Annotated in this window: 26 protein-coding genes; 7 read left to right on the forward strand and 19 right to left on the reverse strand. The window is 70.4% G+C overall.

All coding sequences use genetic code 11. The annotated features are described in order from the left end of the window. Nucleotides 1–19: 19 nt before the first annotated feature. The 3 genes from IPJ78_04825 to IPJ78_04835 all read left to right on the forward strand — a co-directional run bounded on the left by IPJ78_04825 (nt 20) and on the right by IPJ78_04835 (nt 1,902). A complete protein-coding gene (locus IPJ78_04825; GenBank protein ID MBK7905871.1) occupies nt 20–196 on the forward strand; it encodes a hypothetical protein in 177 nt (58 codons plus the stop codon). 35 nt (nt 197–231) lie between these two features. Further along, nucleotides 232–1,485 (forward strand): sigma-70 family RNA polymerase sigma factor, encoded by a 1,254-nt coding sequence (locus tag IPJ78_04830; GenBank protein MBK7905872.1) that lies wholly within the window; start codon nt 232–234, stop codon nt 1,483–1,485. A 63-nt stretch (nt 1,486–1,548) separates the two neighbouring features. After that, entirely contained in the window at nt 1,549–1,902 is a 354-nt protein-coding gene (locus IPJ78_04835; protein ID MBK7905873.1) for a transcription initiation protein, read from the forward strand. A gap of 1 nt (nt 1,903) precedes the next feature. Here the strand turns inward: IPJ78_04835 and IPJ78_04840 are convergent, their stop codons facing one another. Beyond that, nucleotides 1,904–3,184 carry an alkaline phosphatase family protein gene (locus tag IPJ78_04840; protein ID MBK7905874.1) on the reverse strand — a complete coding sequence of 427 codons (1,281 nt, stop codon included), beginning with the start codon at nt 3,182–3,184 and terminating at the stop codon, nt 1,904–1,906. Then, the gene (locus tag IPJ78_04845; protein MBK7905875.1) at nt 3,181–4,881 is read right to left on the reverse strand and encodes an AMP-binding protein; all 1,701 of its coding nucleotides are present in this window, start codon (nt 4,879–4,881) and stop codon (nt 3,181–3,183) included. Before IPJ78_04845 ends, IPJ78_04840 begins: the two co-directional genes overlap by 4 nt. A 26-nt stretch (nt 4,882–4,907) precedes the next feature. Between IPJ78_04845 and IPJ78_04850 the strand changes: the two genes are divergently transcribed. Then, nucleotides 4,908–6,188 carry a M20/M25/M40 family metallo-hydrolase gene (locus IPJ78_04850; protein ID MBK7905876.1) on the forward strand — a complete coding sequence of 427 codons (1,281 nt, stop codon included), beginning with the start codon at nt 4,908–4,910 and terminating at the stop codon, nt 6,186–6,188. Nucleotides 6,189–6,199: 11 nt separating this feature from the next. Continuing rightward, entirely contained in the window at nt 6,200–6,694 is a 495-nt protein-coding gene (locus tag IPJ78_04855) for a DUF411 domain-containing protein (protein MBK7905877.1), read from the forward strand. Nucleotides 6,695–6,789: 95 nt separating this feature from the next. Here IPJ78_04855 and IPJ78_04860 read toward each other — a convergent pair whose 3' ends face one another. Genes IPJ78_04860 through IPJ78_04875 form a run of 4 tightly spaced genes read right to left on the reverse strand, consistent with a single transcriptional unit; the run spans nt 6,790 to nt 11,087 of the window. Next, the gene (locus IPJ78_04860; protein ID MBK7905878.1) at nt 6,790–7,974 is read right to left on the reverse strand and encodes a HEAT repeat domain-containing protein; all 1,185 of its coding nucleotides are present in this window, start codon (nt 7,972–7,974) and stop codon (nt 6,790–6,792) included. Further along, nucleotides 7,971–9,794: a HEAT repeat domain-containing protein gene (locus tag IPJ78_04865; protein ID MBK7905879.1), complete on the reverse strand. Its 1,824-nt coding sequence runs from the start codon at nt 9,792–9,794 to the stop codon at nt 7,971–7,973. The genes IPJ78_04860 and IPJ78_04865 overlap by 4 nt, the downstream gene beginning before the upstream one ends. Before the next feature lie 7 nt (nt 9,795–9,801). Beyond that, nucleotides 9,802–10,494, reverse strand: coding sequence for a hypothetical protein (locus tag IPJ78_04870; protein ID MBK7905880.1), 693 nt, complete (start codon nt 10,492–10,494; stop codon nt 9,802–9,804). Between the two features lie 20 nt (nt 10,495–10,514). Continuing rightward, nucleotides 10,515–11,087 (reverse strand): sigma-70 family RNA polymerase sigma factor, encoded by a 573-nt coding sequence (locus tag IPJ78_04875; protein MBK7905881.1) that lies wholly within the window; start codon nt 11,085–11,087, stop codon nt 10,515–10,517. A gap of 91 nt (nt 11,088–11,178) precedes the next feature. On the opposite strand from IPJ78_04875, the gene IPJ78_04880 reads away from it, so the two are divergent. Further along, nucleotides 11,179–11,703 carry a hypothetical protein gene (locus IPJ78_04880; protein MBK7905882.1) on the forward strand — a complete coding sequence of 175 codons (525 nt, stop codon included), beginning with the start codon at nt 11,179–11,181 and terminating at the stop codon, nt 11,701–11,703. A gap of 59 nt (nt 11,704–11,762) precedes the next feature. Here IPJ78_04880 and IPJ78_04885 read toward each other — a convergent pair whose 3' ends face one another. The 10 genes from IPJ78_04885 to IPJ78_04930 form a co-directional block, all read right to left on the reverse strand. After that, nucleotides 11,763–13,466, reverse strand: coding sequence for a DEAD/DEAH box helicase (locus tag IPJ78_04885; GenBank protein ID MBK7905883.1), 1,704 nt, complete (start codon nt 13,464–13,466; stop codon nt 11,763–11,765). A 58-nt stretch (nt 13,467–13,524) separates the two neighbouring features. Continuing rightward, on the reverse strand, nt 13,525–14,400 hold the full coding sequence (locus IPJ78_04890; GenBank protein MBK7905884.1) for a hypothetical protein: 876 nt from the start codon (nt 14,398–14,400) through the stop codon (nt 13,525–13,527). Next, entirely contained in the window at nt 14,397–14,930 is a 534-nt protein-coding gene (locus IPJ78_04895) for a DUF4287 domain-containing protein (GenBank protein MBK7905885.1), read from the reverse strand. The genes IPJ78_04890 and IPJ78_04895 overlap by 4 nt, the downstream gene beginning before the upstream one ends. A gap of 39 nt (nt 14,931–14,969) precedes the next feature. Beyond that, complete coding sequence (locus IPJ78_04900) at nt 14,970–15,335, reverse strand: hypothetical protein (protein ID MBK7905886.1); 366 nt, start codon at nt 15,333–15,335, stop codon at nt 14,970–14,972. An 82-nt stretch (nt 15,336–15,417) separates the two neighbouring features. Next, entirely contained in the window at nt 15,418–16,416 is a 999-nt protein-coding gene (locus IPJ78_04905; protein ID MBK7905887.1) for a serine/threonine protein kinase, read from the reverse strand. Then, a complete protein-coding gene (locus IPJ78_04910) occupies nt 16,413–17,117 on the reverse strand; it encodes a sigma-70 family RNA polymerase sigma factor (GenBank protein MBK7905888.1) in 705 nt (234 codons plus the stop codon). The genes IPJ78_04905 and IPJ78_04910 overlap by 4 nt, the downstream gene beginning before the upstream one ends. Then, nucleotides 17,114–18,169 (reverse strand): fatty acid desaturase, encoded by a 1,056-nt coding sequence (locus IPJ78_04915; GenBank protein ID MBK7905889.1) that lies wholly within the window; start codon nt 18,167–18,169, stop codon nt 17,114–17,116. The genes IPJ78_04910 and IPJ78_04915 overlap by 4 nt, the downstream gene beginning before the upstream one ends. Nucleotides 18,170–18,237: 68 nt before the next feature. After that, complete coding sequence (locus IPJ78_04920) at nt 18,238–18,696, reverse strand: FKBP-type peptidyl-prolyl cis-trans isomerase (GenBank protein MBK7905890.1); 459 nt, start codon at nt 18,694–18,696, stop codon at nt 18,238–18,240. Between the two features lie 90 nt (nt 18,697–18,786). Further along, entirely contained in the window at nt 18,787–20,967 is a 2,181-nt protein-coding gene (locus tag IPJ78_04925) for a right-handed parallel beta-helix repeat-containing protein (GenBank protein MBK7905891.1), read from the reverse strand. Continuing rightward, complete coding sequence (locus IPJ78_04930) at nt 20,964–22,232, reverse strand: threonine/serine exporter family protein (protein ID MBK7905892.1); 1,269 nt, start codon at nt 22,230–22,232, stop codon at nt 20,964–20,966. The genes IPJ78_04925 and IPJ78_04930 overlap by 4 nt, the downstream gene beginning before the upstream one ends. 62 nt (nt 22,233–22,294) lie before the next feature. Between IPJ78_04930 and IPJ78_04935 the strand changes: the two genes are divergently transcribed. Then, nucleotides 22,295–23,128 (forward strand): hypothetical protein, encoded by an 834-nt coding sequence (locus IPJ78_04935; GenBank protein ID MBK7905893.1) that lies wholly within the window; start codon nt 22,295–22,297, stop codon nt 23,126–23,128. Nucleotides 23,129–23,137: 9 nt separating this feature from the next. On the opposite strand, the gene IPJ78_04940 is transcribed toward IPJ78_04935, so the two are convergent. The 3 genes from IPJ78_04940 to IPJ78_04950 all read right to left on the reverse strand — a co-directional run bounded on the left by IPJ78_04940 (nt 23,138) and on the right by IPJ78_04950 (nt 24,240). After that, entirely contained in the window at nt 23,138–23,608 is a 471-nt protein-coding gene (locus IPJ78_04940; protein ID MBK7905894.1) for an OsmC family protein, read from the reverse strand. 125 nt (nt 23,609–23,733) lie between these two features. Next, nucleotides 23,734–23,943: a DUF2892 domain-containing protein gene (locus tag IPJ78_04945; protein MBK7905895.1), complete on the reverse strand. Its 210-nt coding sequence runs from the start codon at nt 23,941–23,943 to the stop codon at nt 23,734–23,736. Between the two features lie 12 nt (nt 23,944–23,955). Continuing rightward, complete coding sequence (locus IPJ78_04950; GenBank protein MBK7905896.1) at nt 23,956–24,240, reverse strand: hypothetical protein; 285 nt, start codon at nt 24,238–24,240, stop codon at nt 23,956–23,958. Nucleotides 24,241–24,243: the final 3 nt, after the last annotated feature.

Here is a 24,243-nt window from a genome sequence, read left to right on the forward strand (position 1 = left end):
TCGCCCTGGAGGGCACCTGATGTCAGGCCTGGACGACAAGTCCATCCAGAACCTCGTGAAGAAGATGCAGAAGCAGGCCAAGCCGCGGAATCTCGAGGCCAAGACCTACGACCCGACCGCTCCGCAGCGCGTGAGTGACGCGCAGGACCAGGAGCGCGAGAAGATGTTCAAGGAGATGAAGAAGCGCGAGTTCTAGTCGACCGCCTCTTCCGCGAGGAAGCAGGCCGACTCATCGCGCTCCTCACCCGCCTGCTCGGGCCGGCGCATCTCGCGCTGGCCGAGGACGTGGTGCAGGAGGCGTTCATCAGCGCGGTCCGCCACTGGCCAACGCGCGGCGTGCCGGCCGATCCCTCGGCGTGGCTGTTGCAGGTCGCGCGACGCAAGGCGCTCGATGCGTTGCGCCGCGACCAGAGGCTCGCCGACCTCGCCCCGCGCATCGGCGCCGAGCTCGACGCGGCCGTCGACCTCGCGTCCGCCTCCGATGGTGACCACGCGCCCGACGATCCGTTCCGCGACGATCAGCTCCGGCTGATCCTCCTCTGCTGCCATCCCGCCGTCTCGCCGGGATCGCGCGTGGCGCTCGCCCTCAAGCTCATCGGCGGGTTCGGCGTGGGCGAGATCGCGCGCGGCTTCCTCACCGACGAGCGCGCGGTCGCGCAGCGCCTCGTGCGCGCCAAGCGCGCGCTGCGCGAGGCGCAGGCGACCTTCGAGATGCCCGAAGGCGAGGCCCTCCTCGAGCGGCTCGACGCGGTGCAGACCGTGCTCTATCTCATGTTCAACGAGGGCCACACCGCGCACGCGGGCGACGCGCTCCTGCGGCGCGACCTCAGTGACGAGGCGCTCCGTCTCGCCGAGCGATTGCTGGGTGACCCGCGCACCGCCTCGCCCGCGGTCCACGCATTGGCCGCGCTCTTCTGCTTCCACTCGGCGCGCTTCGACGCGCGGCTCGACGCCGACGGCGCACCGGTGCGCCTCGACGACCAGGACCGCACGCGCTGGGATGCGGCGCGGATCGCGCGCGGCTTCGCGCATCTCGAGGCGGCCGCGGACGGGGACCGCATCACGCCGTATCACGTGGAAGCGGAGATCGCATCGCTCCACGCGATGGCCCCGTCGAGCGACGCGACCGATTGGCCGCGGATCGTCGCCGCCTACGACCGGCTCCTCGCGCTCTCCCCCTCGCCGGTGATCGCGCTCAATCGGATCGTCGCGGTGCAGCGGGCTGCGGGCGCGGCCGCGGCATGGACGGCGCTGCGCGCGCTCTCGCGGGATCGCGCGCTCGAAGCGTATCCGCTCACCCACGCGGTGCGGGGGACACTCCTCGCCGCACTCGACCGCCCGGACGAGGCGCGGACCGCCTGGGCGACGGCCCGGGAACTGACCGCCTCACGCCCCATGCAACGCCATGCGGAACAACGACTTGCCGAACTGGACGCGCTCCTGCTGGCGCGCGATGTCGATTCCGGCGATCCTCATCCGTCATAGGGCATCGCGGGCCGGATCCGCCGACCGCGACCCATCCACCGGAGACCACCGATGCCGAAGTACATGCTCATCCTGCACGACGACATGACCGCGCTCTCGACCATCTCGCCCGCCGAGATGCAGCGCGTCGTCGCGAAGTACATGGCGTGGAGCGACAAGATCGCCCGCTCAGGCCACCTGCGCGGCGGCGAGAAGCTCTGCGAGGAGGGGGGCAAGCACCTGAGCGCGAAGGGAGGCACGCTCGTCGTGAAGGACGGGCCGTTCGCCGAGGCGAAGGAGGTCGTGGGCGGCTACTTCGTGATCGAAGCGAAGGACTACACCGAGGCCACGACGATCGCCGGCGACTGTCCGCATCTCGCCCTCGGGGGCCGCATCGAGCTGCGCGAGATCGATCCGATGCCCGAACCGACGCCCTGACTCAGCGCAGGATGGCGCGCACGGAGTCGAGCGCCCCATCCGATGGCGCGGCCCGCAGGCCGAGCAGGTGCGCCATCAACGGATAGACGTGCACGTTGCGGAAGCCTGGCACGCGTCGATCGACCGCGATGCCAGGTCCCGCCGCGAGGAAGACCGCGCCCATCGAGGGCAGCTCGGGGTCGTACCCGTGCTGCCCTCCGTCGTAGGAGGCGCGCCCGCGGCGCGTGACGCTCGCCCGGTCCGTGATGGTCCATCCCTCGTCGGCGATCGCGACGATCGGCGTGATGCGCGGATGGTCATTGAAGTGCAGGCGCGCCGGCACTTCGCCCTTCCGATATACCTGCAGGTGCGGATGCTTGTCCTTCAGCGCGCGATACACGCGCTCGGCGTCGCCGTCCACCGGGACGAGCGAGGCGACGGGCGTCCAGTCGATGACGTCGACCGACGCGCGCGGCAGGTAGTCGTCGATGAGGATCAACCGCTCGCCACTGCTCGCCGTCATGCCGTGATCGGCCACCACGATGATGTTCACGACGTCGCGCAGGCCCAAGCGGTCGATCCCGTCCATGATCGCGCCGACGGCGGAGTCGGCGTTGGCGATCGCCGTGTTCGTCGTGTCCGCGAAGGGGCCCTCGGCGTGGCCGGCGTCGTCGGTGTCGGAGAAGTAGAGGGTGATGAGCGCGGGAGCGGAGTCGGCGGGCATCGCGAGCCACTCGATCACCTGCCGCACTCGTGCGGCGCGTGGCCGCGTGTGCTCGTAGCGTTGCCACCAGGTGGGGCGCACGCCCCCGATCTCCGCTTCGGAGCCGGGCCAGAAGTAGGTGGCGGCGCGGCGACCCTGCCGCTCCGCCGTGACCCAGATCGGCTCTCCGCCCCACCAGCGCGGCTCCCAGACCGCAAGCGTGTCGCTGGTGCGGAAGGTGCCGAGTGCCGGGTCCTTCATGACGTTCGCAACGATGCCGTGGTGCTCCGGCGTGAGGCCGGTGACGATCGTGTAGTGGTTGGGGAAGGTCTTGGAGGGGAAGGCGGGGATGAGGCGATCCGCGCGCACCCCGCGCGCCGCGAGGCGCCGGAGGTTCACCGCCTGCGGTCGGTCGACGTAGTCGGCGCGGAAGCCGTCGATCCCGATGAGCACGACACGCTGGCGCGTCGCGCGCGCCGGGGACGACGAAGGCTCGGCCTCGGGCGAGGGCGCGCGCGGACCAGAGGCCGTGCAGGCCGCGAACGTGACGAGCCCCGCCACACCGAGGATCGCCGCGCGAAGCGGCCGGTGGCGCGTCATGTCGCCCGGGCCTCGTCCTCGGTGAGGAAGCGCCGGAGCACCTTCCCGATCATCGACTTCGGGAGCTCGGCCTTGAACGCGACACGCGCCGGGACCTTGAACGGCGCGAGATGCTCCTTGCACCACGCGCGGAGTTCCTCGGTGCTCACGGCCACGCCGAGCTTGAGCACGACGAACGCGACCGCGACCTCGCCGCGCGCCGCATCGGCGAAGCCGCGCACGCCCACCTCCTGGACCGCGGGATGCTTCGCCAGCACCTCCTCGATCTCGCGCGGCCAGACCTGCATCCCGTTCATCTTGATCAGGTCCTTCTTGCGGTCCACCACGTACACGAACCCCTCGGCGTCGACGTAGCCGAGGTCCGCAGTGTGGAGCCAGGCGACCCCCGCGGCATCGGTCGCGCGCATCGGGTCGGTGCCTTCGGGAGCGTTGAAGTAGCCGCGCATGATCTGCGGTCCCGTGAGGAGGATCTCGCCGATCTCGCCGGTCGGCATCTCCTTCGTGGGATCGTCGGCATCGACGATCCGCACCCGACAGTCGGGGAGCGGGACGCCGACCGAGCCGACCTTCGTGTGTCCCTTGAGCGGCCAGAGCGTCGCCGCGAGCAGCGACTCCGTCAGGGCATACCCTTCGATCACGCTCGCACCGGTGATCTCGGTGAAGCGGCGATGCGTCTCGGCATGGAGCGGTGCCGCGCCGGAAACGCAGGCCTTCATCGACCGGAAGTCGACCTTCCCCGCGGCGACGCGCTTGTGACCGATGAGCGCGTTGTAGAGCGTGGGTACGCCGCAGAACACCGCCGGCCGCGTCCGCTCGACCGTCTTCACCAGATCGTCGAGGTCGCGCGGGTTGGGGACGAGCGCGATGGGGTTCCGCCCGATGATGCAGACCGACTGTACGCCGCAGGCGCCGTAGGAATGGAACATCGGCAGGGGCATGCAGTAGACCCCGACCCATTCGGGGAGGACATCGTGGAGCCAGGCGCGGACCTGCATGCCGGTGCGCACGAGGCCGCCGTGATGCACGCGCACCGCCTTCGGCGTGCCCGTCGTCCCGCCGCTCATGAGGAAGAGGGCATCATCGTCCGGGCCGGGGCGCTTCACGGTCGGACGGCGCCCGGCGTGCGCCTTGAGGAGCGCCGGCAAGTTCGGGTCGCCGTCCCGCGCGGTGGCACGGTGCCCACCCTTCTTCTCGAGCAGGAGCGTGAAGAGCGCGCGCGTCACGGGCGGCAGGTACTCCTTGATGCTTGTGAGCACGACGTGCTTCACGGCGGTCCGCCGTTGCGCCTGCTTCACCCGTTCATAGAAGGTCGTGAGCGTGACCACGACCTTCGCGCCCGTCGTCTTGAGCGGCCCCTCGAGCTCCTCGGCCGTGTAGATCGGATTGAGGGGCACGAGCACGGCGCCGAGCTTCCACGTCGCGAGTTCGACGAGGAAGAACTGCGGGCAGTTCGGGAGCACCACCGCCACCCGGTCCCCGGCCTGCACGCCGAGCGCCGCCAGTGCGCTCGCGCACGCGTCGCTTCGCGTCGCCAGCTCGCCCCACGACATCGTGCTCCCCTTGAAGAGGAGCGCGGGAGCGCCGGGGCGCTGGGCCACCGCGTCGTCGAGGAACTCCAGGAGCGTGCGCTCCGGGTAGGGCTCGAGGGTCGCGGGGACGCCGGGGTCGTACTGGGTGATCCAGGGATGGGCGTTCATCGGCGGTCCGGGGTAGATTCTCGAATATGCACCTCCATCGACTCCGCCACAGCCCATCGGTCGCCCTGCTGGCCGCCCTTGCGTCCGCGCCGTTGGCCGCTCCGCTCGGCGCCCAGGCGCGCCCGATCCCCGTGAACGACCCTGCCGTGCAGCGCGCGATGGCCGCGATGCAGCCGCTGCAGGCCTGGACCCTCGAGCAGCAGGTGTCCATCTGCGAGATCCCGGCACCGCCGTTCAAGGAACAGGCGCGCGCCGAGGAGTTCCGCCGGCGGCTCGTCAGCTTCGGATACGCGAACACGCGGATCGACGCCGAGGGGAACGTGATCGCGGAGATCGGGCGGGGCACCGGCGCGACGGTGATGCTCGCCGGTCACCTCGACACCGTCTTTCCCGAGGGGACGGCCGTGAAGACGACGCGCGAGGGTGACCGGATCGCCGGCCCCGGCATCGGTGACGATTGCCGCGGCCTCGCGGTGGTGCTCACGCTCGCGAAGGTGCTCAAGGAACAGCGCGTGGAGCCGATGGGGCGCGTCTATCTCGTCGGCAACGTCGGTGAGGAGGGACCGGGGAACCTCCGCGGCATCCGGCACCTCCTCACGAAGGAGTTCCCGGGGAAGATCGACTACTTCATCTCAGTCGACGGCGCCGGCGCCGGTGCGATCACGTCGCGCGCGGTGGGGTCGCACCGATACACCGTCTCGTTCGAAGGGCCGGGAGGTCACAGCTACGGCGCGTTCGGGATGACGAACCCGATGCACGCGATGGGGCGCGCGATCGCGAACATCGCCGAGATCCCCGTGCCGATGCGTCCGCGGACGACCTTCAACGTGGGCGTGGTGCGCGGCGGCACGAGCGTGAACACGATCACGCCGCTCGCGCAGATGGAGGTGGACATGCGCTCGGAATCGGCCGAGGAGCTGCGGAAGGTCGACGCGGCGATCCGCGCGGCCATCGACAAGGGCGTGGCGGACGAACGGGCGCGCTGGCCGGCCTCGCGCGCGCCGATCACCGTGAAGTACGACACGATCGGCATCCGCCCGACGGGCGGGCAGTCGGACGATGCTCCGATCGTGCAGACGGCGTGGAAGGCCGTGGAGGCGCTCGGCTGGCTCCCCGCGACGCTCGCGTCGAGCACCGATGCCAACCTGCCGATTGCAATGGGGATCCCGGCGATCACGATCGGCGGCGGCGGGCGCAGCATGGGCGCGCACGGCACCGAGGAGGCCTACACGGAGACGCCCGACTCGTACAAGGGACCGCAACTCGCACTGCTCATCGTCGCCGCGCTCGCGGGCGTGGCGCGCTAAGGAGGACCACCATGGATCGTCGTGATTTCCTCACCGCGCTCGGCGTCGGTGCGCTGGGCGCATCGCTCCCGCGCCTCGCGGACGCTCAGCAGGGCACACCGGGCAAGGCGCCGGCCCGCCCCGCGGCGCTTCCCGCCATGACCGTCTACAAGAGCGCGTCGTGCGGCTGCTGCCACCTCTGGGTGGAGCATGCGCGCGCCAACGGCTTCACGGTGCGCACCATCGACACCGAGGACTTGGCGAAGGTGAAGGCCGAACTCGGCGTGCCGGGTGCGCTCCAGAGCTGCCACACCGTCGTCGTCGCGAACTATCTCGTCGAAGGGCATGTGCCCGCTGACGATGTGAAGCGGATGCTCAAGGAGAAGCCCGCGATCCGCGGCATCGCGGTGCCCGGCATGCCGGTCGGTTCGCCCGGGATGGAGCAGGGCCCCGTGTCAGGCTATCAGCGATACGAGGTGGTGGCGTTCACGACGACGGGACAGCGGAGCACGTTCGCGCGGCACTGAATGGAGGAAGAAGGTTGAAGGGTGAAGGGTGAATGCCGTCACGGTATCCCGGCATCGCGGTCCTTCATCCTTCACCCTTCATCCTTCCGCCTGCCTCACGGCCGCGGCATCGCCAGCGTCGTCAGCAGTTCCCGCGTCTCCGCTGAGTCGAATCGCTCGAGCGCGGTGATCGCCTTCCGACGGAGCGTCGGCGACTCGGTGCCCTGCGCGATCGCCGCGAGCTTGTCGCGCGAGGCCCGTGATCCTTCCTGTGCGAGCGCCGAGATGAGCGCGTCGCGGGTGGACGAATCCCCGGCCGCGTCGAAGGCGCCGGCCAGATCCACGCCGCTCGCACCCGCGCGTTCGGCCATGAGGACGGCGCGACGCCGGGTCGCACTCGACAGCGTCTCGTCGCGCGCGACCGAGAGGAGCCACGTGGCGTTCACTCGCCCGCCGATCGCCGCCACTGCCGCGAGGAGCGCGTCACGAGAGCGCTCCTGCGCGAACCCTTTGAACGCCTCGCGCAGCAGCGCGGCATCCTCACCGGTCGCTTGCGCATCGCCAAGCCCGCCCGCGGCGATCGCCCGCAGGTCCTCGTCTCGCTTCGCATCCGTGAGGATGCCGCGGAGCTGACGCCGCGCCCGTGGATCCTCACTGCGCGAAAGGACCCGAACCGCCTCAGCAGCGACCCATCCGTCGGTGCGGGAGTCGCTGATCGCGATGAGCACCGGGATCGCCGAAGCACCGTCGAGGCGCAGCAGCGCGCCCAGCGCCGCGCGCCGCACCTCTCGGGACCGCTCATCGTCGCGTGCGATCGCCGCGAGCCCGTCGACCGCGGCGGCGTCACTCGCGAGCGCGGTCACGCCGATCGCCTCGCGCGCGGGACGTCCGTTGGTCGATCGCCCGATGCCGAGCAACAGCGCCGTCGCCTCGCGGACATCCACTGCGCCAAGGTCGGTCGCGGTCGAGTCGTGTGCACGGGGTCCCACGTAGCGTTCGATGCGCAGGACCTCGCGCCCGACCACCTGCAGCACGACGCGGACCGGTCCCGTCTCGCACGCCCTCCCTGCCCGCTCGGGTCCGGCCCCCTCCGACTCGCGAACATACCACGCATCCTGCCCGACCCGAAACCAGCCGCGCCCGTCGCCGCAGGCATCGGGTCGCGACGGGAAGTCGAACTCCACGCGCCCGTCACGCACCGCCGCCACGCGACGCTCGAGCGTCCCTCCCTGCGCGCGCACCGCCTGGACGATGAGCAGTCCGAGTCCGGCCGCGCCGAGGACGACCGTCCGCGCGTTCACTTGTCGATCAGCTCGAGGAGGAGCTGCGTCGTGCGCGGGTCCTTCTTGTTGTTGAGGGCGCCGATCGCCGCGCGGCGGAGCTGCGGGTCGGTGCCCGTGCGCACGATCTCGATGAGCTTGTCCGTGGCCTCGGGCTCCTCGCGCCGGCCGAGGAGGGAGACGATCTCGCTCCTCATGCTACGGCTGGACGCGCCGTCGTAGAGACGGCCCAACTGCGCGATGGGGAGGTCGCGGCCGAGGCGCGAGAGGATGCTCGCGCGCACCTCGGCTGGCTCCTCCTCGCGCTGGACCATCTGCGTGAGCCAGTTCGTAGTGGCCTCATCCCCCGACCGGGCGAGCACGGCCGCGGCGGCCGACTTGAGGCGGCTGGTCTCGAGCTTGGGGTAGACGCCACGCAGCCAGGCCGCGTCCTCTGGCGAGATACGGCGGTCATCCTCATCCCATCGCGCGATGCCGAAGCCTTCGCCACTCACCGTGTAGGCCATGGGGCGCTGCCCGGCGCGCACACCTGCCGCACGCGCGTCGGCGAGCGCCGCCGCGCGCTCCTCGGCGACGACGGCCTCGGCCTCGTAGCGCGCCTCGGCCGATGCCATGGCGCGCGGCGTGGGCGCCGGCCGCGGAGCGGGCGCGGGGCGCGCGGCAGGCGCGACCGGGGCGGGCGGCGCGGCCGGGGCCACCGGAACGGTGGTCAGCGCGTTGAGACTCTGCCCGAACTGCTCGGCACGCAACACCTCCGCGCAGTCACCGGCGCAGGAGTAGCTGAACCCGAGGCCGGTGGAGACACCAGCGCGGCGGTCGAAGCTCCCGATCGCCTCCACGCGGAGGCGTTCCGGTGCGGTCGTGCGCTCGACGAGCGCCCGGATGGCCGACTTCGCCTTCGGGTTCGTCATGCTCCCGAGGGTACGGACAGCGCTTCGCTGCACGTTCGCGTCGGTCTCGTTGCGCACGATGCCGTCGAGCGTCGCGACCACGTCGTCGGAGTTCGCCTCCGCGAGATACCCGATGGCGTCGATGCGCACCGAGGCCGCCGGATCGTTCCTGGCGACATCGAGGAGCTTGGCACGCGCCGCCGCGTCGTCCTTCCGCCCGAGGATGTGCACCGCACTCGAGCGGAGCGACACCGAGCAGTCGTCACGCCGGTCGAGGACGCGGGAGAGGATCGGCGTCGCGGCCGCCGGATCGTTGCGCATTAGTTGGCTCAGGGCCGAGGCGCGCACCGAGAGTTCCTCGCTATCGCAGCTTCCGGCAGTGCTGGCGGTGGCCTGTGACTGCACCCGGCCGCGTGCCGAGGCATCGCCTCGGGCGGCGAGCGCCCCCGCGACGCGCGTCGCGAGCTGCTCCGCCTCTTCGGCGTTCCCCGCGCGCGGGAAGCGGGACTTCCGTGCGTCGAGCGCCGTGAGTGCCTCACGGAGTTCCGTGACCCCGCCGATGCGATAGAGCGCGAAGGCCTGCCAGTAGAGCGCGTCGGCGGCGTACGCCGACGCCGGCTGCCGCGCGGCGACCTGCCCGAAGAGGGTCGCCGAGCGACGCCACTCGCCGCGATTGAGCTGCGTACGCGCCGCGCGATAGACGGAGTCGGCGGGGTCCTGCGGGAAGTCCGCGGCGAAGCGCGGGAGTCGGGCCTCGTCGGCTGACTGTGCCCAGGTGCTCGCGACGAGCGCGCGCGGGGTCGGCGCGGTGCGGGCCCCGGACGGAACAGGCGGCACGGGCGACGGCGCGGGGGCCGCGGGCGCGACCGGTGGCGCGGGCGTCCACCCCGACTGCTGCGCAGCGAGCGCGACGGGGAGGGCGGCGATCAGGAGAAGGGATCGGATGGTCATGGGTTCCTCAGTATCCGGAGGCGATGTAGGTCGCGGCGACGGTCCGCAGGCGCGGCACGACGTCGCGTTCGGACATCGCCTCGGCGATGAAGGTCAGTTCGTCGGCGCGGGGCGCCGGGCGAAGGCTCGCGACCTGCGCGAGGACGAGTTCGAGGTCCTCGAGCAGCGCGCGCAGCTTGGGATCGGTGGCGGCGGGGGAGTCGAGCAGGAGTCGCGTGGTGCTGAGCAGTTGCTGCGCGTCGGCGACGAAGCGCGCGTCGCCGCCGAGCCCGGCCGATCGCGTGCGGGGCAGCGAGTCGAGGAGCGCGACCGTGCGGGCAACGTACTCGTAGGTGGCGCGCTGCAAGGGCTCGGCGACGTTCCCGGCCGTCGGCGTCAGCGCGGGCGACAGGTCGCCGACCATCGGTGGCGCGATCACGATCGGGGTGGCGGTGAACCGTCCGATCCCCACGCCGATGAGCAGCGTGGCCGCGAGGCCCGCGGCCGGCGCCAGCCAGCCGCGGCGGTGCCGGCGGCTGGGCGTGGCGTCGAGCACGAGCACCTCCGCGCCGACCGGCGCGAGCGCGCGCGGGGCGTCGAAATGCTCGGCCTCGATGCGCGGCCAGAGCGCGTCGAGATCCGCGGCCGGGGGGACGCGATAGCTCTCGCGCGCCGTCCGCATCAGGTCATCCAGGTGGTCGTCCATCGGATCGTGCGTCATCGGTCCGCCGTCATCTGAAGTCATGTTCTGAAGTCCTGCAGCGATTCGCGCAGTCGCGCCCTCGCCTCGAACAGGCGTGCCTTGCTGGTCCCTTCGGCCACGCCGAGCATCGTACCGATCTCGGCGTGGGTGTAGCCCTCGAGGTCGTGCAATAGCACCGTCATCCGCAGGCCGTCGGGCAGCGCGTCGATCGCCGCGTGCAGTCGAGCCGTGAGATCCGGATCCGCTTCGCGCGCCGGCGCGGCGTGCGCATCCGCATCCTCCAGCACCTCCTCCCGCTCACGGATCCGTTTCACCTTCCGCATGGAGTTGAGCGCGGTGGTGACGGCGATCCGGTGCAACCACGTCGTGAAGGCCGACTCGCCGCGGAAGGTCGCGAGCTGCGCGAAGGCCCGGACGAAGACGTCCTGCACCAGGTCGCACGCCAGCTCCTCGTCGCCGCAGATGCGATAGGCGAGCCGATGCACGCGCCTGGCGTGCCGGTCGTAGAGCATCCGCGCGGCGATCCGATCGCCCGCGAGGATGCGGACGATGAGGCCCGGATCGTCCGATCCCGGGTCCGGTGCGTGGAGGGCGATGGCTGAGGTCGTCATCGGTGACGCGGGGTTGGACACAGGGGGTCCGAAAAGCGTTGGGGGGGCCGCTCGTCCATAGGATACGTCCTCATCTCCGGAGCAACCGCCCATGGTCCCCCGCCCCGCCCGCCCGTCCCGGCGCCGCCCCCCCGTCCTCGTCGCGACGCTCGTCGGCGCCCTCCTCCTCGCCTGCGGCGAGAAGGCCCCGCAGAGCGAGGTCCCGGCGACCCCGGCCGACGCGCACATCTTCGCGCACGAGCCGAGCGGCGTGGGGCTCGAGCTGCCGGCGCTCTGGGCGGGGCGCTATCGCACGACCGATTCGATCACCGCGCCGGTCCAGGGCCTCGAGCGGGAGCTTCGCATGCGGCTCATCCGGGGCGATTCGTCACTGGTCGCCGAGCCGCTGCTCGTCGTCCGCGTCTTCTCGAATGCCGGCTGGGATGCCGTCCCGCCGGACTCGGCGGGCGCCTGGTGGGGGACCGTGGTCGCGAAGGACGCGGCGCGGACGGTGGCAGTGCGGCCAGCGCCGGGGAACCCGCTCGCCGCCGATCAGCCGGACGCGGCGACCTTCGACTCGCTCATGATCTCGCTGCTCGGGCGGCAGATGAAGGCGTCGCTGCGGGCGCCTCGATGATGAAGGAGGAAGGGTGAAGGAGGAAGGAGTCGCACCCTTCACCCTTCGCCCTTGAGCCTTCAGCCTGCCCTGTCCCGCCGCACCTGCAGCTTCTTCCCCTTGATCGTCGTCGCGTTCAGTCCGGCGACGATCGTGTCGGCCATGTTCGCCGGCACCTCGACGATCGAGTGGCGGTCCCAGATGGTGATCGCGCCGATCGCGCTCGAATCGAGCCCGAGTTCGTTCGTGATGGCGCCGACGAGGTCGCCCGGCCGGATCTTGAGCTTCCGGCCCGCACCGACGTAGAGCTTCGCGACCTCCCACCCTGGCGTCGGACGCTTCGCCTTCGGGCCCTCCTTCGCCACCTTCTCGAGCTTCCGCTCCTTCCGCACCGCCTCGCGCTCGCGCGCCGGGTGCTTCTCCTTGTGGGTCGCGGCCGTCGGGATCTCCGGTTCGTTCTTGTCCGGTTCGCCCGCAGTCTGCTTGATCGCCGCCGCCGCGATGTCCATCAGCTCGAACTCCTCGGCGAGCGCGGCCACCACCGGCCGCCACTGCTCGAGTCCGCCGCCGAGGATCACCTCGCGCAGCGCGGCCTGCGTGAGCTCCATCCGCCGCGACTTGAGGTCGGCGACCGTCGGGAGCTGCGCGACCTCGATCGGCACCTTCGTGACGCGCTCGATGTTCTTGAGCATCCAGTGCTCGCGCGGCTCGGCGAGCGTGATCGCGATCCCCGCGCGCCCGGCACGCCCCGTACGGCCGATGCGATGGACATAGCTCTCCGTCGCCGACGGCACGTCGTAGTTGAAGACGTGCGAGACATGGGAGACGTCGAGCCCGCGCGCCGCGACGTCGGTCGCGATGAGCAGCTCGCTCGTGTGTGCGCGGAACTTCTTCATCACGCGATCACGCTGCTCCTGCGAGAGCCCGCCATGCAGCGCCTCGGCGTGGTAGCCGCGCCCGTTGAGCGTCTCGGTGAGTTCGTCCACCTCGGTGCGCGTGCGGCAGAAGACGATCGCACTCGACGGCTGCTCCACGTCGAGGATCCGCGCCAGCGCGGCCTGCTTGTGTGCGCGCGAGACGACGTACGCGATCTGCCGCACCTTCGCGACGTTCCCCGCCTTCACCGCGGCGGTGTCGATCCTGATCACCTGCGGATCGCGCAGGTGCTTCTTGGCGATCTCGGCGATGCGCGGGGCGAGGGTCGCCGAGAAGAGCGCGACCTGCTTCTCCGCCGGCGTCGCGGCGAGGATCGCCTCGAGGTCCTCGGCGAATCCCATGTCGAGCATCTCGTCGGCCTCGTCGAGCACGACCATCTTGACGTGCGCGAGGTGCACCGTCTTGCGGCGGATGTGATCGAGGGCCCGGCCCGGCGTGGCGATGACGACGTCCGCGCCGCGCTTGAGCGAGCGGATCTGCGTCTCCATCGACGCGCCGCCGTAGATGGGCACCGCCACCGCGCCGAGTCCCTTGCCGTAGCGATGGATCGCCTCGGCGACCTGCATGGCGAGTTCGCGCGTGGGCACGAGCACGAGCGCCGCGGTGCGTTCGCGCGGCGGCGCATCGGGGGAGAGCTTGTGGAGGAGCGGGAGCGCGAAGGCGGCCGTCTTGCCCGTCCCCGTCGCAGCCTGGGCGAGCACGTCGCGCCCGGCGAGCATCGGCGGGATCGCCGCGCTCTGGATGGGCGTCGGCTCCTCGTAGCCCAGCGCGGTGAGCGCGGTGAGCACGCGCGGGTCGAGGTCGAGCGACGTGAAACCGGCCATGGGTCCTTCGGGGCGAGAGGGCATCGGTAAAGATAACCTCGACGGCCCGGTCCCTCGCATGCTCCCGCCCGCCGCGCCCTGCTCAGGCCAGCGGCAGGTCCCGTTCGGCACCGGAGATCTCGTCATGCAGCGCCCGGACCGCGTCGGCCTGCGGATCGACGGGCCCCTCGCCGAATTCCGCGACGAAGCGGCAGCTCGCGTGCCCCTTCGAGGCCCGTTCGTACATGGCCACCCACCCTTCGCGCTGCGGCATCCGCTCGGGCTTGATCGGCCAAGCCGCGTTCGCCGGTCCCAGGTGCGTGCTGATGCCCACACGCCAAGGCTTGGGACTCACACGCGCGCGGAAGCAGCGCTGCCGCGTGCACATCATGTCGTAGATGGGATCCACGCCGAGCGCGTCGAAGCACTGTGCGACCTGGGGATCGTCGCTGGCATACGTGCGGTGCACCGCGAGGAGCCGGAACCCCGCCGGCGTCCGGTAGAGCCGCCACCGGGCGCGCGGTTGGCTCGCCGCCCAGGAGCGGATGCGCTCCTCGGCGGCGACCCACGGATCCTGTGCCAACTTCGGTGCGACGAATCGCAGCAGGCCGCCGAAGGTGTTGCGCATCGTGGCCGCGAACCCCTCGGTGCGCACGTCGACGTCGGCGAAGAGCACGTTCGGCGTGTTGAGGCAGCGCGCGCCGTAGCTGTTGCGCGTGATGATCGTCTCGCCGTGCCGCTCGAGGATCTCCTCGCGGATGGGCACGCCGTCAGCGCCATTGTAGGCGCGCTTGTACTCGAAGCGGGCCGTCGTCCCGCTCGCCTTGAACGCGGCGAACGCCTCGCGGGCGCGGTCATCGGCGTGCGCCTGCGCGGCGGCCTGGCTCTCGTCCGACCAGCCGAAGCGACGGATGGTGACCTGCTTCCCGTCGCGTCTCTCGTGGACGCGGCCCTCGGCCCAGAAAGCTGGGACGATCAACCTGCGGCCCCGTAGGCCTGCCGGAGCCAGGCGATGAGTTCGTCGTCAGCCCCCGTGGCATCCTCCAGCCGCACGCGATGGGTGCACATGCTGTTCCAACTGCCGGCCGACTCGAGCCGTCCCGAGGCGGCGACACCCTTCAGCACGAGCCCGACGTCCATCCGCGTCGCGGTGGAGGGCTGGATGAGACCGAACTGCTTCGCCCGACGCAGGCTGACGTACGCCTTCTTCGGGGCGAACTCGACATCGGGGCCGAAGCCGCCGATCGCCTTCGCCAGCGCGTCGTACCACGGCTTGAGGGTGGCCTTCGCCCCCGCGTACTGCTCCGCGACCAGGTCGCCGACGTCGGCGTTGATCGCCCCCGTGTCGAGGTACATGTGCGCGACGAGATTCGCGTACCCGTGCCCCAGCCCATGCTCGGTCTTGAGGTACGCCACGATCTTCCCGTGCTTCGTCTCCGCGCTCGTCTGCGCGAGCTTCTTCCACGCGTCGAGATCCTTCCCCGTCTTGGCCTTGAGGTTCGCGATCATCGACTGGGTCTCCGCATTCGGGTCGGCCACCGGAGCCTCCTACGCCTTCGCCGGCGCGCGCACGCCATACCGCTGCGTCGCGAAGCCGACGATGAGGCCCACCAGCGATCCCGGGATGAGGATCTCCCAGAAGTAGACGGCGCCCGTGCTCGGATCCTTCGCCATGGCGAACGGCAGGGCGAAGAGCGCGCCCATCGCCAACCCGAAGAGCACGCCGGCCGTGAGGTTGCTCACCTTGCGCGAGAACCAGCCGATCAACAGCCCGGCCACGAGTCCCTTGCTCATCGAGCCGAGCACGATCCCCACGATCTGCGTTGCCACCTCCGGCGCCGAGACGAGAGCCGTGAGTCCGTCGAGCGCACCGAGCACCGTGCCGAGCAGCAATCCCAGCAACACCTTGTTCATCTCGCCTCCAGAGAGTACGGCGACGCGACATGCGCCCCGTTCCGTCCCTTCTGCCGTTCGGTGCGCCATCCTTTGGATCCCGTCAGATCCCCCTCCAGAAGAGGATCACCGTCCGTACCGCCGCATACGTCAGGAGCAGGAGGATCGCGACCTGATGCCGACGCGCGAACCGCCAGGCGACCTCGAGCGGCCCCTCATGGTGTGCCGAAACGGGCTCCCCGTCCAGCCATCGGCGCAGATCGTCGGCGAAGGCGAGCACGTCGGGATACCGGCGGACCGCCTCCGGGTCCGTCGCGCGCGTCACGACCGCCTTGAGGGCCCGCGGCACCGGGTCGTCGTGCACCGCGAGCGCCTCGCGGAGCATCACACCGAGCGAATAGACGTCCGCGCGCGCATCCACCGCCGCTCCGGCCGCCTGTTCCGGCGCCATGTAGCCAGGGGTGCCCACGGCCGTGCCGGCGGCGGTGAGGTCACGAGGCGCATCCATCACTGACTCGACGTTCACGATGCACGGGCTCGAAGCCGAGTGGATCGGCGACTCCTCGCCGAGCAGCTTCGCCACGCCCCAGTCGAGGACGAGCACCTCGCCGAACCGCCCGATCATGACGTTCCCGGGCTTGAGGTCGCGATGCACGATGCCCTGTCCATGCGCGAACGCCACCGCTTCGGCAACGCGGCGCAGCGTGCGGAGCAGTTCGCTCCTCGAGATCCCCGACCGCGCGTGGTGGTCGAGGCGGGCCCCGTCGATGAGGCGCATCACGTAGTACGCGCGACCATCCTCGAGCAGGCCCGCGTCATGGATGGCGACGATGCCCGGGTGCTCGAGGCGTGCGAGGATTCGCGACTCGCGGAGGAGACGTTCAGCATTCACGCCCGCCGAGGATTCTCGCGCGAGGAGCTTGATCGCGACCTCGCGGCCGAGCCGCTCGTCCACCGCCCGATGGACCTCACCCATCCCGCCGCGGCCAATCAACCCGGAGAGCACGTAGCGGTCGGCGATACGCGCGGGGACCGCGAGTTGCTCGCGAATACGCGCAAGAGCGCCGTCGGCGATAGGTGGCGAGGCGACCCTGTCGCTCACGGAGCCTCGCCCGTGAGCGCGCGCACCTCGTCGCGATACTCGGCCTCTCCCCCCGTCAACAGTCGCAGCGTCGCCAGCACGTGCTCGCGCATCCGGCGCCGTGCCCAGGCGAGATGGTTCGTCACCTGAGTGACGGGTTCGCCGTGCTCGACGGCGAGTGACGCGTACGTAGGGCGCTCAGCGTCCGGGAGGTCAGTCAGGTCGTAGCGCGCATAGAGCCGCCAGGCGACGTCCTTGTCCTCTGCGAGACATTCCTCGCGTAGCCGCTCGACCGCGATCGCGAGGACGCTCCGCGCCCACTCGCGCTCGAAGTGGCGTTCGATCTCGTCCGGCGCCCCGAGCAGGGGCTCGACCTCATCGAGGGAGAGGTGTTCGACGGCGCCGCCGCGCTTGAGTCGGCGCGCATCCCGGCGCGCCGAGCGCACGAACTCGTCGAGACACCCACGCAGGAAGGGCCGGAATCGACCGCGCGCCGGATCGTAGCGGCGGAACCATCCCTTCTCGACGGCCGACGCGAGGAAGTCATGGGTGAGATCCTCCGCATCCTCGGGCTCGAGATGCCAGCGCAACCCGAGCAGCGCAGCCACGGGCGCGCGATAGACGCGGCAGATGAGGTCGAGCGCGCGTCCCCGGTCGGCTTCCTCATCCGAGGCCAGCGCCGCGACAAGAGTGTCGCGCGTCTCCGGAAGTCGCGCGCTCACCCCGCCTGAGGTGCCGCGTGCCCCTGCATCCGCCGCAGATCCCGGAACCCGATCATCCGCTTGTTCGCTTCGTCCCACAGCGTGAGCCGGAGCGAGCGCCACGCGGTCCAGAAGGTCAGGACCGGCGCCTCGGTGAAGATCGGATTCTCCTCGTGCGCGCGCTTGAGCCGATAGTTCGGGATCTTGGGGCCGAGGTGATGCACATGGTGCAGGCCGATGTGCCCCGTGAACCAGTTCATCCAGCCGGGGAGGCGCAGGTGCGACGAACCGGTGATCGCCGCGGTCGCATAGTCCCAGTGCTGCCCGCGCTCCCAGTACGCCTCTTCGAACTGGTGCTGCACGTAGAAGAGCCAGATGCCGAACGCGCCAGCGAGGTACATCGCGGGATAATAGATGAGGAAGACCGACTTCCACCCGGCGACGAGCACGAAGAGCCAGGTGAGGCCCACGAGCGCGAAGTTGGTCATCCAGATGTTCCACTGCTGCTTGGCACCGGTGGCGGGGCCGTTGAGCTTGAAGCGCTGCAGGAGCATCAGGTGCAGTGGCCCGATGCCGAAGAGCACGAACGGATGACGGTACATGCGGTACTTGAGCTGCCCGAAGCGGGAGAGCTTGCCGTACTCCTCGACCGTCAGCGTCGTGATGTCCCCGAAGCCGCGATGATCGAGGTCACCCGCCGAGGCGTGGTGGATCGCGTGCTCGCGACGCCACTGCGCGAAGGGCGTGAAGGTGAGCACGCCGGTGACGAACCCGACGGTGTCGTTCGCCTTGTTCCACGGCAGGAAGCTGCCGTGGGCGCAGTCATGCATGATGATGAACGTGCGCGTCAGCATTCCCGTGATCGGGAGGATCATGAGCACGGCCGCCCAGGGCGCGCGGCCCATGAGCCAGTGCGCGACCCAGAGCGCGGCGCAGAGGAGGCCGAGCGTCACCACCACCTGGCGCATGGAGCGGATCGCGTCCGGACCGGAGTAGCGGCCGATGATCTTGCGCCACTCGCTCGCCTCGAAGCGCCGGATGGGTCCGGGATTCGTACCCTGTGCCTTCGCCATCGCATGCGCTCCCGTTTGGGGTCTGTATACGCTGTACGCTCGACCGGGCCGAACCGCTGGCCGGACGGTCAGTTGATGCTGTTCAGCGTTATGTTGAAGACGAGGATGGAGTTCCCCGGGATACCACCGGTGCCGGAACTGCCATAGCCCAGATGCGGCGGGATGATCACCTGCCGAACGCCACCGACGCGCATGCCGCGCACGCCCTCGTCGTAGCCGGGGATGACCGCGCCCGTCCCGGTGTTGAAGGTGAACGTGCCGCTGTCGAACTCGAGCCCCGAGCGCAGGTAGCCCACGTACGCGTTGGTCAGGGAGACGACCCCGGTGGCAGGCACGGTCGCGCCGCTCCCCACGGTGATGTCCCGGTAGTAGAGCCCGGTGGACGTCTTGGTGGAGTTCGCGAGGTCTACGCCGAGCGACGCCGCGAAGTTCGCGGTCTCGATGTCCGGGGCCATGGGTCCCGATTCGGTGCAGGCGACAAATGCGAGGGCGGCAACGAGCGGCAGTACGAGAAGGAGTCGGCGCATGCGGAGGTTCGGATTGGAGAGGTGAGACCTGGGGAATGATACCCGACCCACGGTGCCCCGGACGAGCCCGACGCCGGGGATCCCGTGCCCTCAATGCGGTCCGGCGGACCCCGTCGAACGGTTGGTCCCGCGCACCACATCCACCCGCAGCTCGGTCCATCCCGTCAGCTGGTAGTACTGGACCACGACGTCATGCTTCCCCGGGGTGAGTCCCGCGTACATCACCTCGGAGCCGCCGGGCTCACGGCGCTCGGCGACGGTCGCACCGTCCACGATCACGCGCGCCGCATCATCGCTGATGACGCGCAGGAGATGCGCTCCGGCCGGCACGTCGATCGTCGCGCGTGCTTCGAGCGCCCAACGCTCCTGCGGCAGCCCGAACCGCGGCCGGAACCATTGATGGTCGAGCCGCGCGTCCCGCCGCTCGAGGAGCGGCGTGCCGGCGAGGATCGCCTCGAGATTCCCGCCGCGGCGCGGCGGATCCTGCAGCGTGTCGGTCCACGCGAAGTAGCGCACGCGCCAGTCGGTCCGTGGCGCGCGCCGTTCGAACGCGAATCGCACCGGCACGCCGGCCGCGGACCGCACGCCACGGGGCGACCGCGTGGCCGCGCCCACGTACTCGAGCGTCACCACCCAGTCGTGCTCGCGGTCCTCCTGCGGACGCACCACGAGCGTGTCGCCGATGCGTCCGGCACGCGCCGAGACACCGCGGACGCCCTCCATCGCGACCACACGCCAGCGACCGGCGGGTCCGAGCGTGCGCAGCGGCACCGCATCGCGCATGGTGTCGGCAGGCCAGAGCTTGGGCGAGCGCCAGTCGAACGGGCCCCACTCGTCGACGACGATGGCCGAGCGGTCGCGGCGGGGCCACGGGGCGGCGGGGATGGCCGACGGTCCGCGCCCGATCACCTGATCCACCAGACCGGCGAGTTCGCCGAAGGTCGCCGACTCGAGTCGAGATGCCACGGCGCACCGCGGCGTGCTGGCGACGACGGTATTCGCCGTCGAGTCCAGTGGCGCCGTCTGGCTCACGCGCCACGGCGTGACATTGCCGGCGAGGATGTTCCGCGAGATCACGTAGTCGCGACTGCGCGTGTCGCGCTTCCGAGGATAGACCCAGTCCGACGGTTCGACCGGATTGGCCCAGAGATAGATCGCGGTCGTGTCGCCGTCGAAGACGTTGCGTTGGATCGCGTTCTCCTGGCCGTGCTCGATCGCGACCCCCACTCGGTTGCGTGCGAAGCAGTTCCCGACGATCAGGCTGCCGAAGCTGTAGCCGCCCCAGAGACCGTGATCGTTCCCCTCCACCACATTGGAGAAGAACATGTTGCGGCTGAACGTCGCTTCGATGCCGTTCGTGGGGGCGAACGAGAAGTCATTGCCGAAGAAGGAGTTGTCGTTCGCCCCACCCTCGCCGGTGTCCATCGTCGACTGTCCGGCCCACAGGAAGAGCCCGTCGCCGGAGTGCGTGACCGAGTTCCAGGCGACCAGGTTCCCCGAACTCTGCTCGTACATCAGGAGACCGGCTGAGTCCTGTCCTCGCCGGAACCAGCCGTGCGAGTAGCCGCGCACGTTGTAGTCGAGGCGGTTGCGCGCGATCACATCGTGGCTCGAGCGGTACATGCCGATCCCGAGTCCGGAGTTGAACGCGAAGATGTTCTCCTCGACCAACACGGAATCCGTCCGCGTCATCAGCAGCGCGTTCATCCCCTGCTCCGCCCTGTTCCCGCGGATCGTCCCGCCGATCACGTCCTCGAGGTAGATCGCCGCGCCGAATCGCATCCACTCGCGCTTCTCGTTCTGGTGGAAGGAGAGCCAGTCGACGAGGCTCTCGTGCCCGACCTGCGAGAAGAGGCGCGGCTTCCAGTTGTGCGAGAGGTCGTTGTCGCGGAGCGTGAGGTGCCGCGTGCCGCGCACGAGCACGGCGATGCGATAGCCGCGGATCGTCGCGCCGCGGAGCTCGACGCCCTCGCCACCGTCGATGCGCACCGCCACACCGGCGGCCTGATCGGGGTCGGCGTCCACCGCGGTCCCTTCGAGCCGCACCCCGCGCATGTCGACCACCACGCCGCTGCCGCGCACGACGACGAGCGCCGAATCGAGCGAGGCCGGTGCCGGGAGCCGATACAGGCCCGGGCGGATGCGCACCGACTCGGTGATCACCATGCCGGGGGTGAGGGGGAGCGTGCGCGGCGCGCCCTGCGCCCCGGCGAGGCTCGCCGAGGCACCGAGGATCACCGCCACCAACGTTGCCGGACGCAGGCGGATCACAGATACCTCCTGGGCGGCACGAGCAGCGCCCCGAACAAGAGTCCCGCCGTCAGCGCGAGGAGCGCGGCGAGCACCGCGACGAGCGTGTCGAACCCCACGGTGTAGTCCTTCTCCATCACGAAGCCGAGCGCTCGGAACCCCACGCTGCCCGGCACGAGCAGCATGATCCCCGGCAGGCGCACCAGCGCGCCGGGACGCCCCGCGAAGCGGCCGTAGAGGTTCGCGAGCGCGGCGAGGGTGAGCGAGGCGAAGAAGACGCCGCCCGCGAAGGTCCCGTCCCCGAACGTGAGGACGTTCCCTGCGAGGCGCGTCAGCACGTAGCCGAGGATCGCGGACCCCATCACGAGCGGGACGTCGCGTCGCGAAGCCTGGAAGAGGATCGCGAAGCTCCCCGCGGCCGCGACCGCCGCGACCACTTCGACGAGCATCGGCATCTCGATCGGCGCCGGCGCACCCGACGTCCACCCGAGCGCGGCGAGCACCTGCGTCGCCGCCACCGAGCCGAACGTCATCTTGAGCAGCACCGTGAGCGCGCCAGCGAAGCGCGCCGTCCCCGTGACGAGCTGCTGCGTCGCGAGCTCGGTCACCGCGGTCGTGAGCGAGAGCCCGGGCATGAGCACGATCAGCGCCGAGACGATCACGGTCTGCAGGGAGATCGGCGCGACGAAGTGGGCGAAGGCCGTCGCCAGCGTTGTCGCGACGATCGCCGCGACCGCTTCGCTCGCCGCGGCCAGATGCGGACGCGTCGCACTCAGCACCGCCAACCACCCGATGATCACCCCGAGCACGAGCGCGACGCCGATGTCGAGCCATCCCGTGCCGAGCAAGCCGGCGACCGCACCCGACGCGAGGCCGAACGCACCGATCACCTGCAGGCGCTCGCCGGGACGGTCGGCGCGGTCGAGTGCGCGCATCGTCTCCCACGCCTGCTCCACCGTCCGCCGGCCGCCGATCACCTCCTCGGCGATCCGGTCGAGCTGGACGAGCGCGCGCAGGTCGACCTGCCCGGGATCGAGCCGCAGCACCCGCGTCTGCTGCGTCCCATGGAGCACGTCAGCGTCGGCGAGCGAAAGGAGCAGCCCGGTCGGCGTGCTCCAGACCTCCGCGCTCACGTGCATCGCCTGCGCGGTGGCGCGCACCGCGCCCTCGAGTCGCTGGGAACTCACCCCGGCGATGTGGAGTCTTCGCGCGAGCTCGGTGAGGAACCGCAGACGCGCGTCGAGGTCGCCCACCTCGGCCATCGGCGCGGGGACGAGTTCGCTCATCGGGGCCGGACGGCGTTCGGACGCATGGTGCGGAGGGGTCGGGGACTCCCCAATATTATCGCATGATCTCCTACGATCCGAAGAACTGGATCCGCGTGCTCTTCGACTTCCCGCGCAGTCCGGTCTTCCGGACGCTCTTCTTCGACGTCCTCGGCGCCGGCGCCTGGGCCGCGCTCGTCACGTGGATCGAGCTCGAGGTCGTGGGGATCTCGGTCCCGCTCGGCCCTTCCTTCCTCAGCATCCTCGGCATCATCCTCGGACTCCTGCTCGTCTTCCGGACGAACACGGCGTACGATCGCTGGTGGGAGGGACGGCGGCAGTGGGGACACCTTGTGAACGTCTCCCGCGGCCTCTCGCAGCAGCTGGGGGCATCCCTCGCGGAGGAGGCACACTCGGCGCGGCGGGCGCGCTACGCGCAGCTGCTCGGCGAGTTCCCGGTGGCGCTCGCCGCGCACCTGCGGCGACGCGGCGGGACCGAGGACTCGCATCGCCCCAACGAGCTGATCCGTGCGCTGCACGCCGAGGTGCAGGCCGATCTCGCCGGGGGCCGCCTCGCGGCGCAGCATCGCATCGCCCTCGCCCCCCTGCTCCAGGCGTTCGACGACGTGACCGGCGCGTGCGAGCGGATCCGTAACACGCCGATCCCGTTCAGCTACTCGTCGTACATCAAGCAGTTCGTCGTGCTCTACGCGCTCGTCATGCCGTTCGGGCTCGTGCGCGAGTTCGGCTACGGCACCATCGTCGCGAGCATGTTCACCTTCTTCGCGACGATGGGGCTCGAGCTGCTCGCCACGGAGATCGAGGAGCCGTTCGGGACTGACATCAATGACTTGCCGCTGGACCAGATCGGCAGCGTCATCGCGCGCGACACGCGCGCGATCCTCGACGCCGGCTGACCCGCCGCGCTAGACCACGCGCATCGTCGGCTGGATCGTGACGTCGGCGCGCAGCGAGTTGGCGACGTAGCACTCGTCATGCGCCTTGTGGTGCATGGCCATGAACTCCTCCTCGCTCGGCGCCCGCTCCTTGAACGTCACGAGCGGACGGAGCGTGAAGGCGGTCATCGCGTCCTTGCCGCGTTCGTTCTTCGCCATGAGCCCTTCTGGCGAGTCCTCGTAGGACTCGACGGTGAAGCCGGCGGAGGAGCAGTACGAGAGGAGAAAGAGCATGTGGCACGACGCCAGCGCGGCGACGAGCGCCTCCTCGGGGTCGACGGCCGCCGTGACGTGCCAAGGTGCGCGCACCGCGTGCGGTGAGGCGGACGCGGGGATCGAGACGCCCTCATCGAACGTCCAGCGATGTCCGCGCGAGTACTTCTGCCGGAGGAACTCGTCGCTGCCGCGCTGCCAGCTGACCTGCGCGTGATAGGTGGCCATGGGAGGAGGCGGTTGGGGGAGGTTGCATGAGAACTACTGTGGGGGGCAGTCGCGGGAAAGGACCGGGCGGGGAAGGCGCAGGGGCCGACTGCGTCTCGGCCCCTTCGATCTTCATCCTCCCACCTTCATCGCGACCGTGTCGCCGAGCACCCGAACCACCCGAAGCGCCCGAGCACGCGCTCCAGCGGGCACCAGGCGGTCAGGCTCGACTGGAACAGGTTGAAGCCCACGAACCCGGTGAAGAGATACCAGCGGGGATCCACGAACCATCCCAGCGCCACGGACCCCATCACGAACACGCCGGCGATGCGGCGGATCAGCTTGTCGTCACACATCGGATCGTCCTCCTAGAAGAATCGTTCGATCGGGAGCACCGCCAGGTGCAACCGTTCGCCGGGCGGCAGCGCCTCCGCCTCCTGCTCCATGGCGGCGGCGAGCGCCTCCGCGTTCCCCGCAGGGACCACGCTCATGACCATCGTCGTCTCACCCGGCCACGCCCGATTGCCCTCGTGTCGACCGGTCGTGCCGGCTCCCTTGCCGCCCGTGTAGCTCGTCCAGGCGTGGACGTCATGCCGCTCGAGGATCTCCTCCACGCGGCGCGGCGACGGGCCGCTGTACATCAGCATGAACATCTT

The organism is Gemmatimonadota bacterium, assembly GCA_016714015.1.
GTDB lineage: Bacteria > Gemmatimonadota > Gemmatimonadetes > Gemmatimonadales > Gemmatimonadaceae > Pseudogemmatithrix.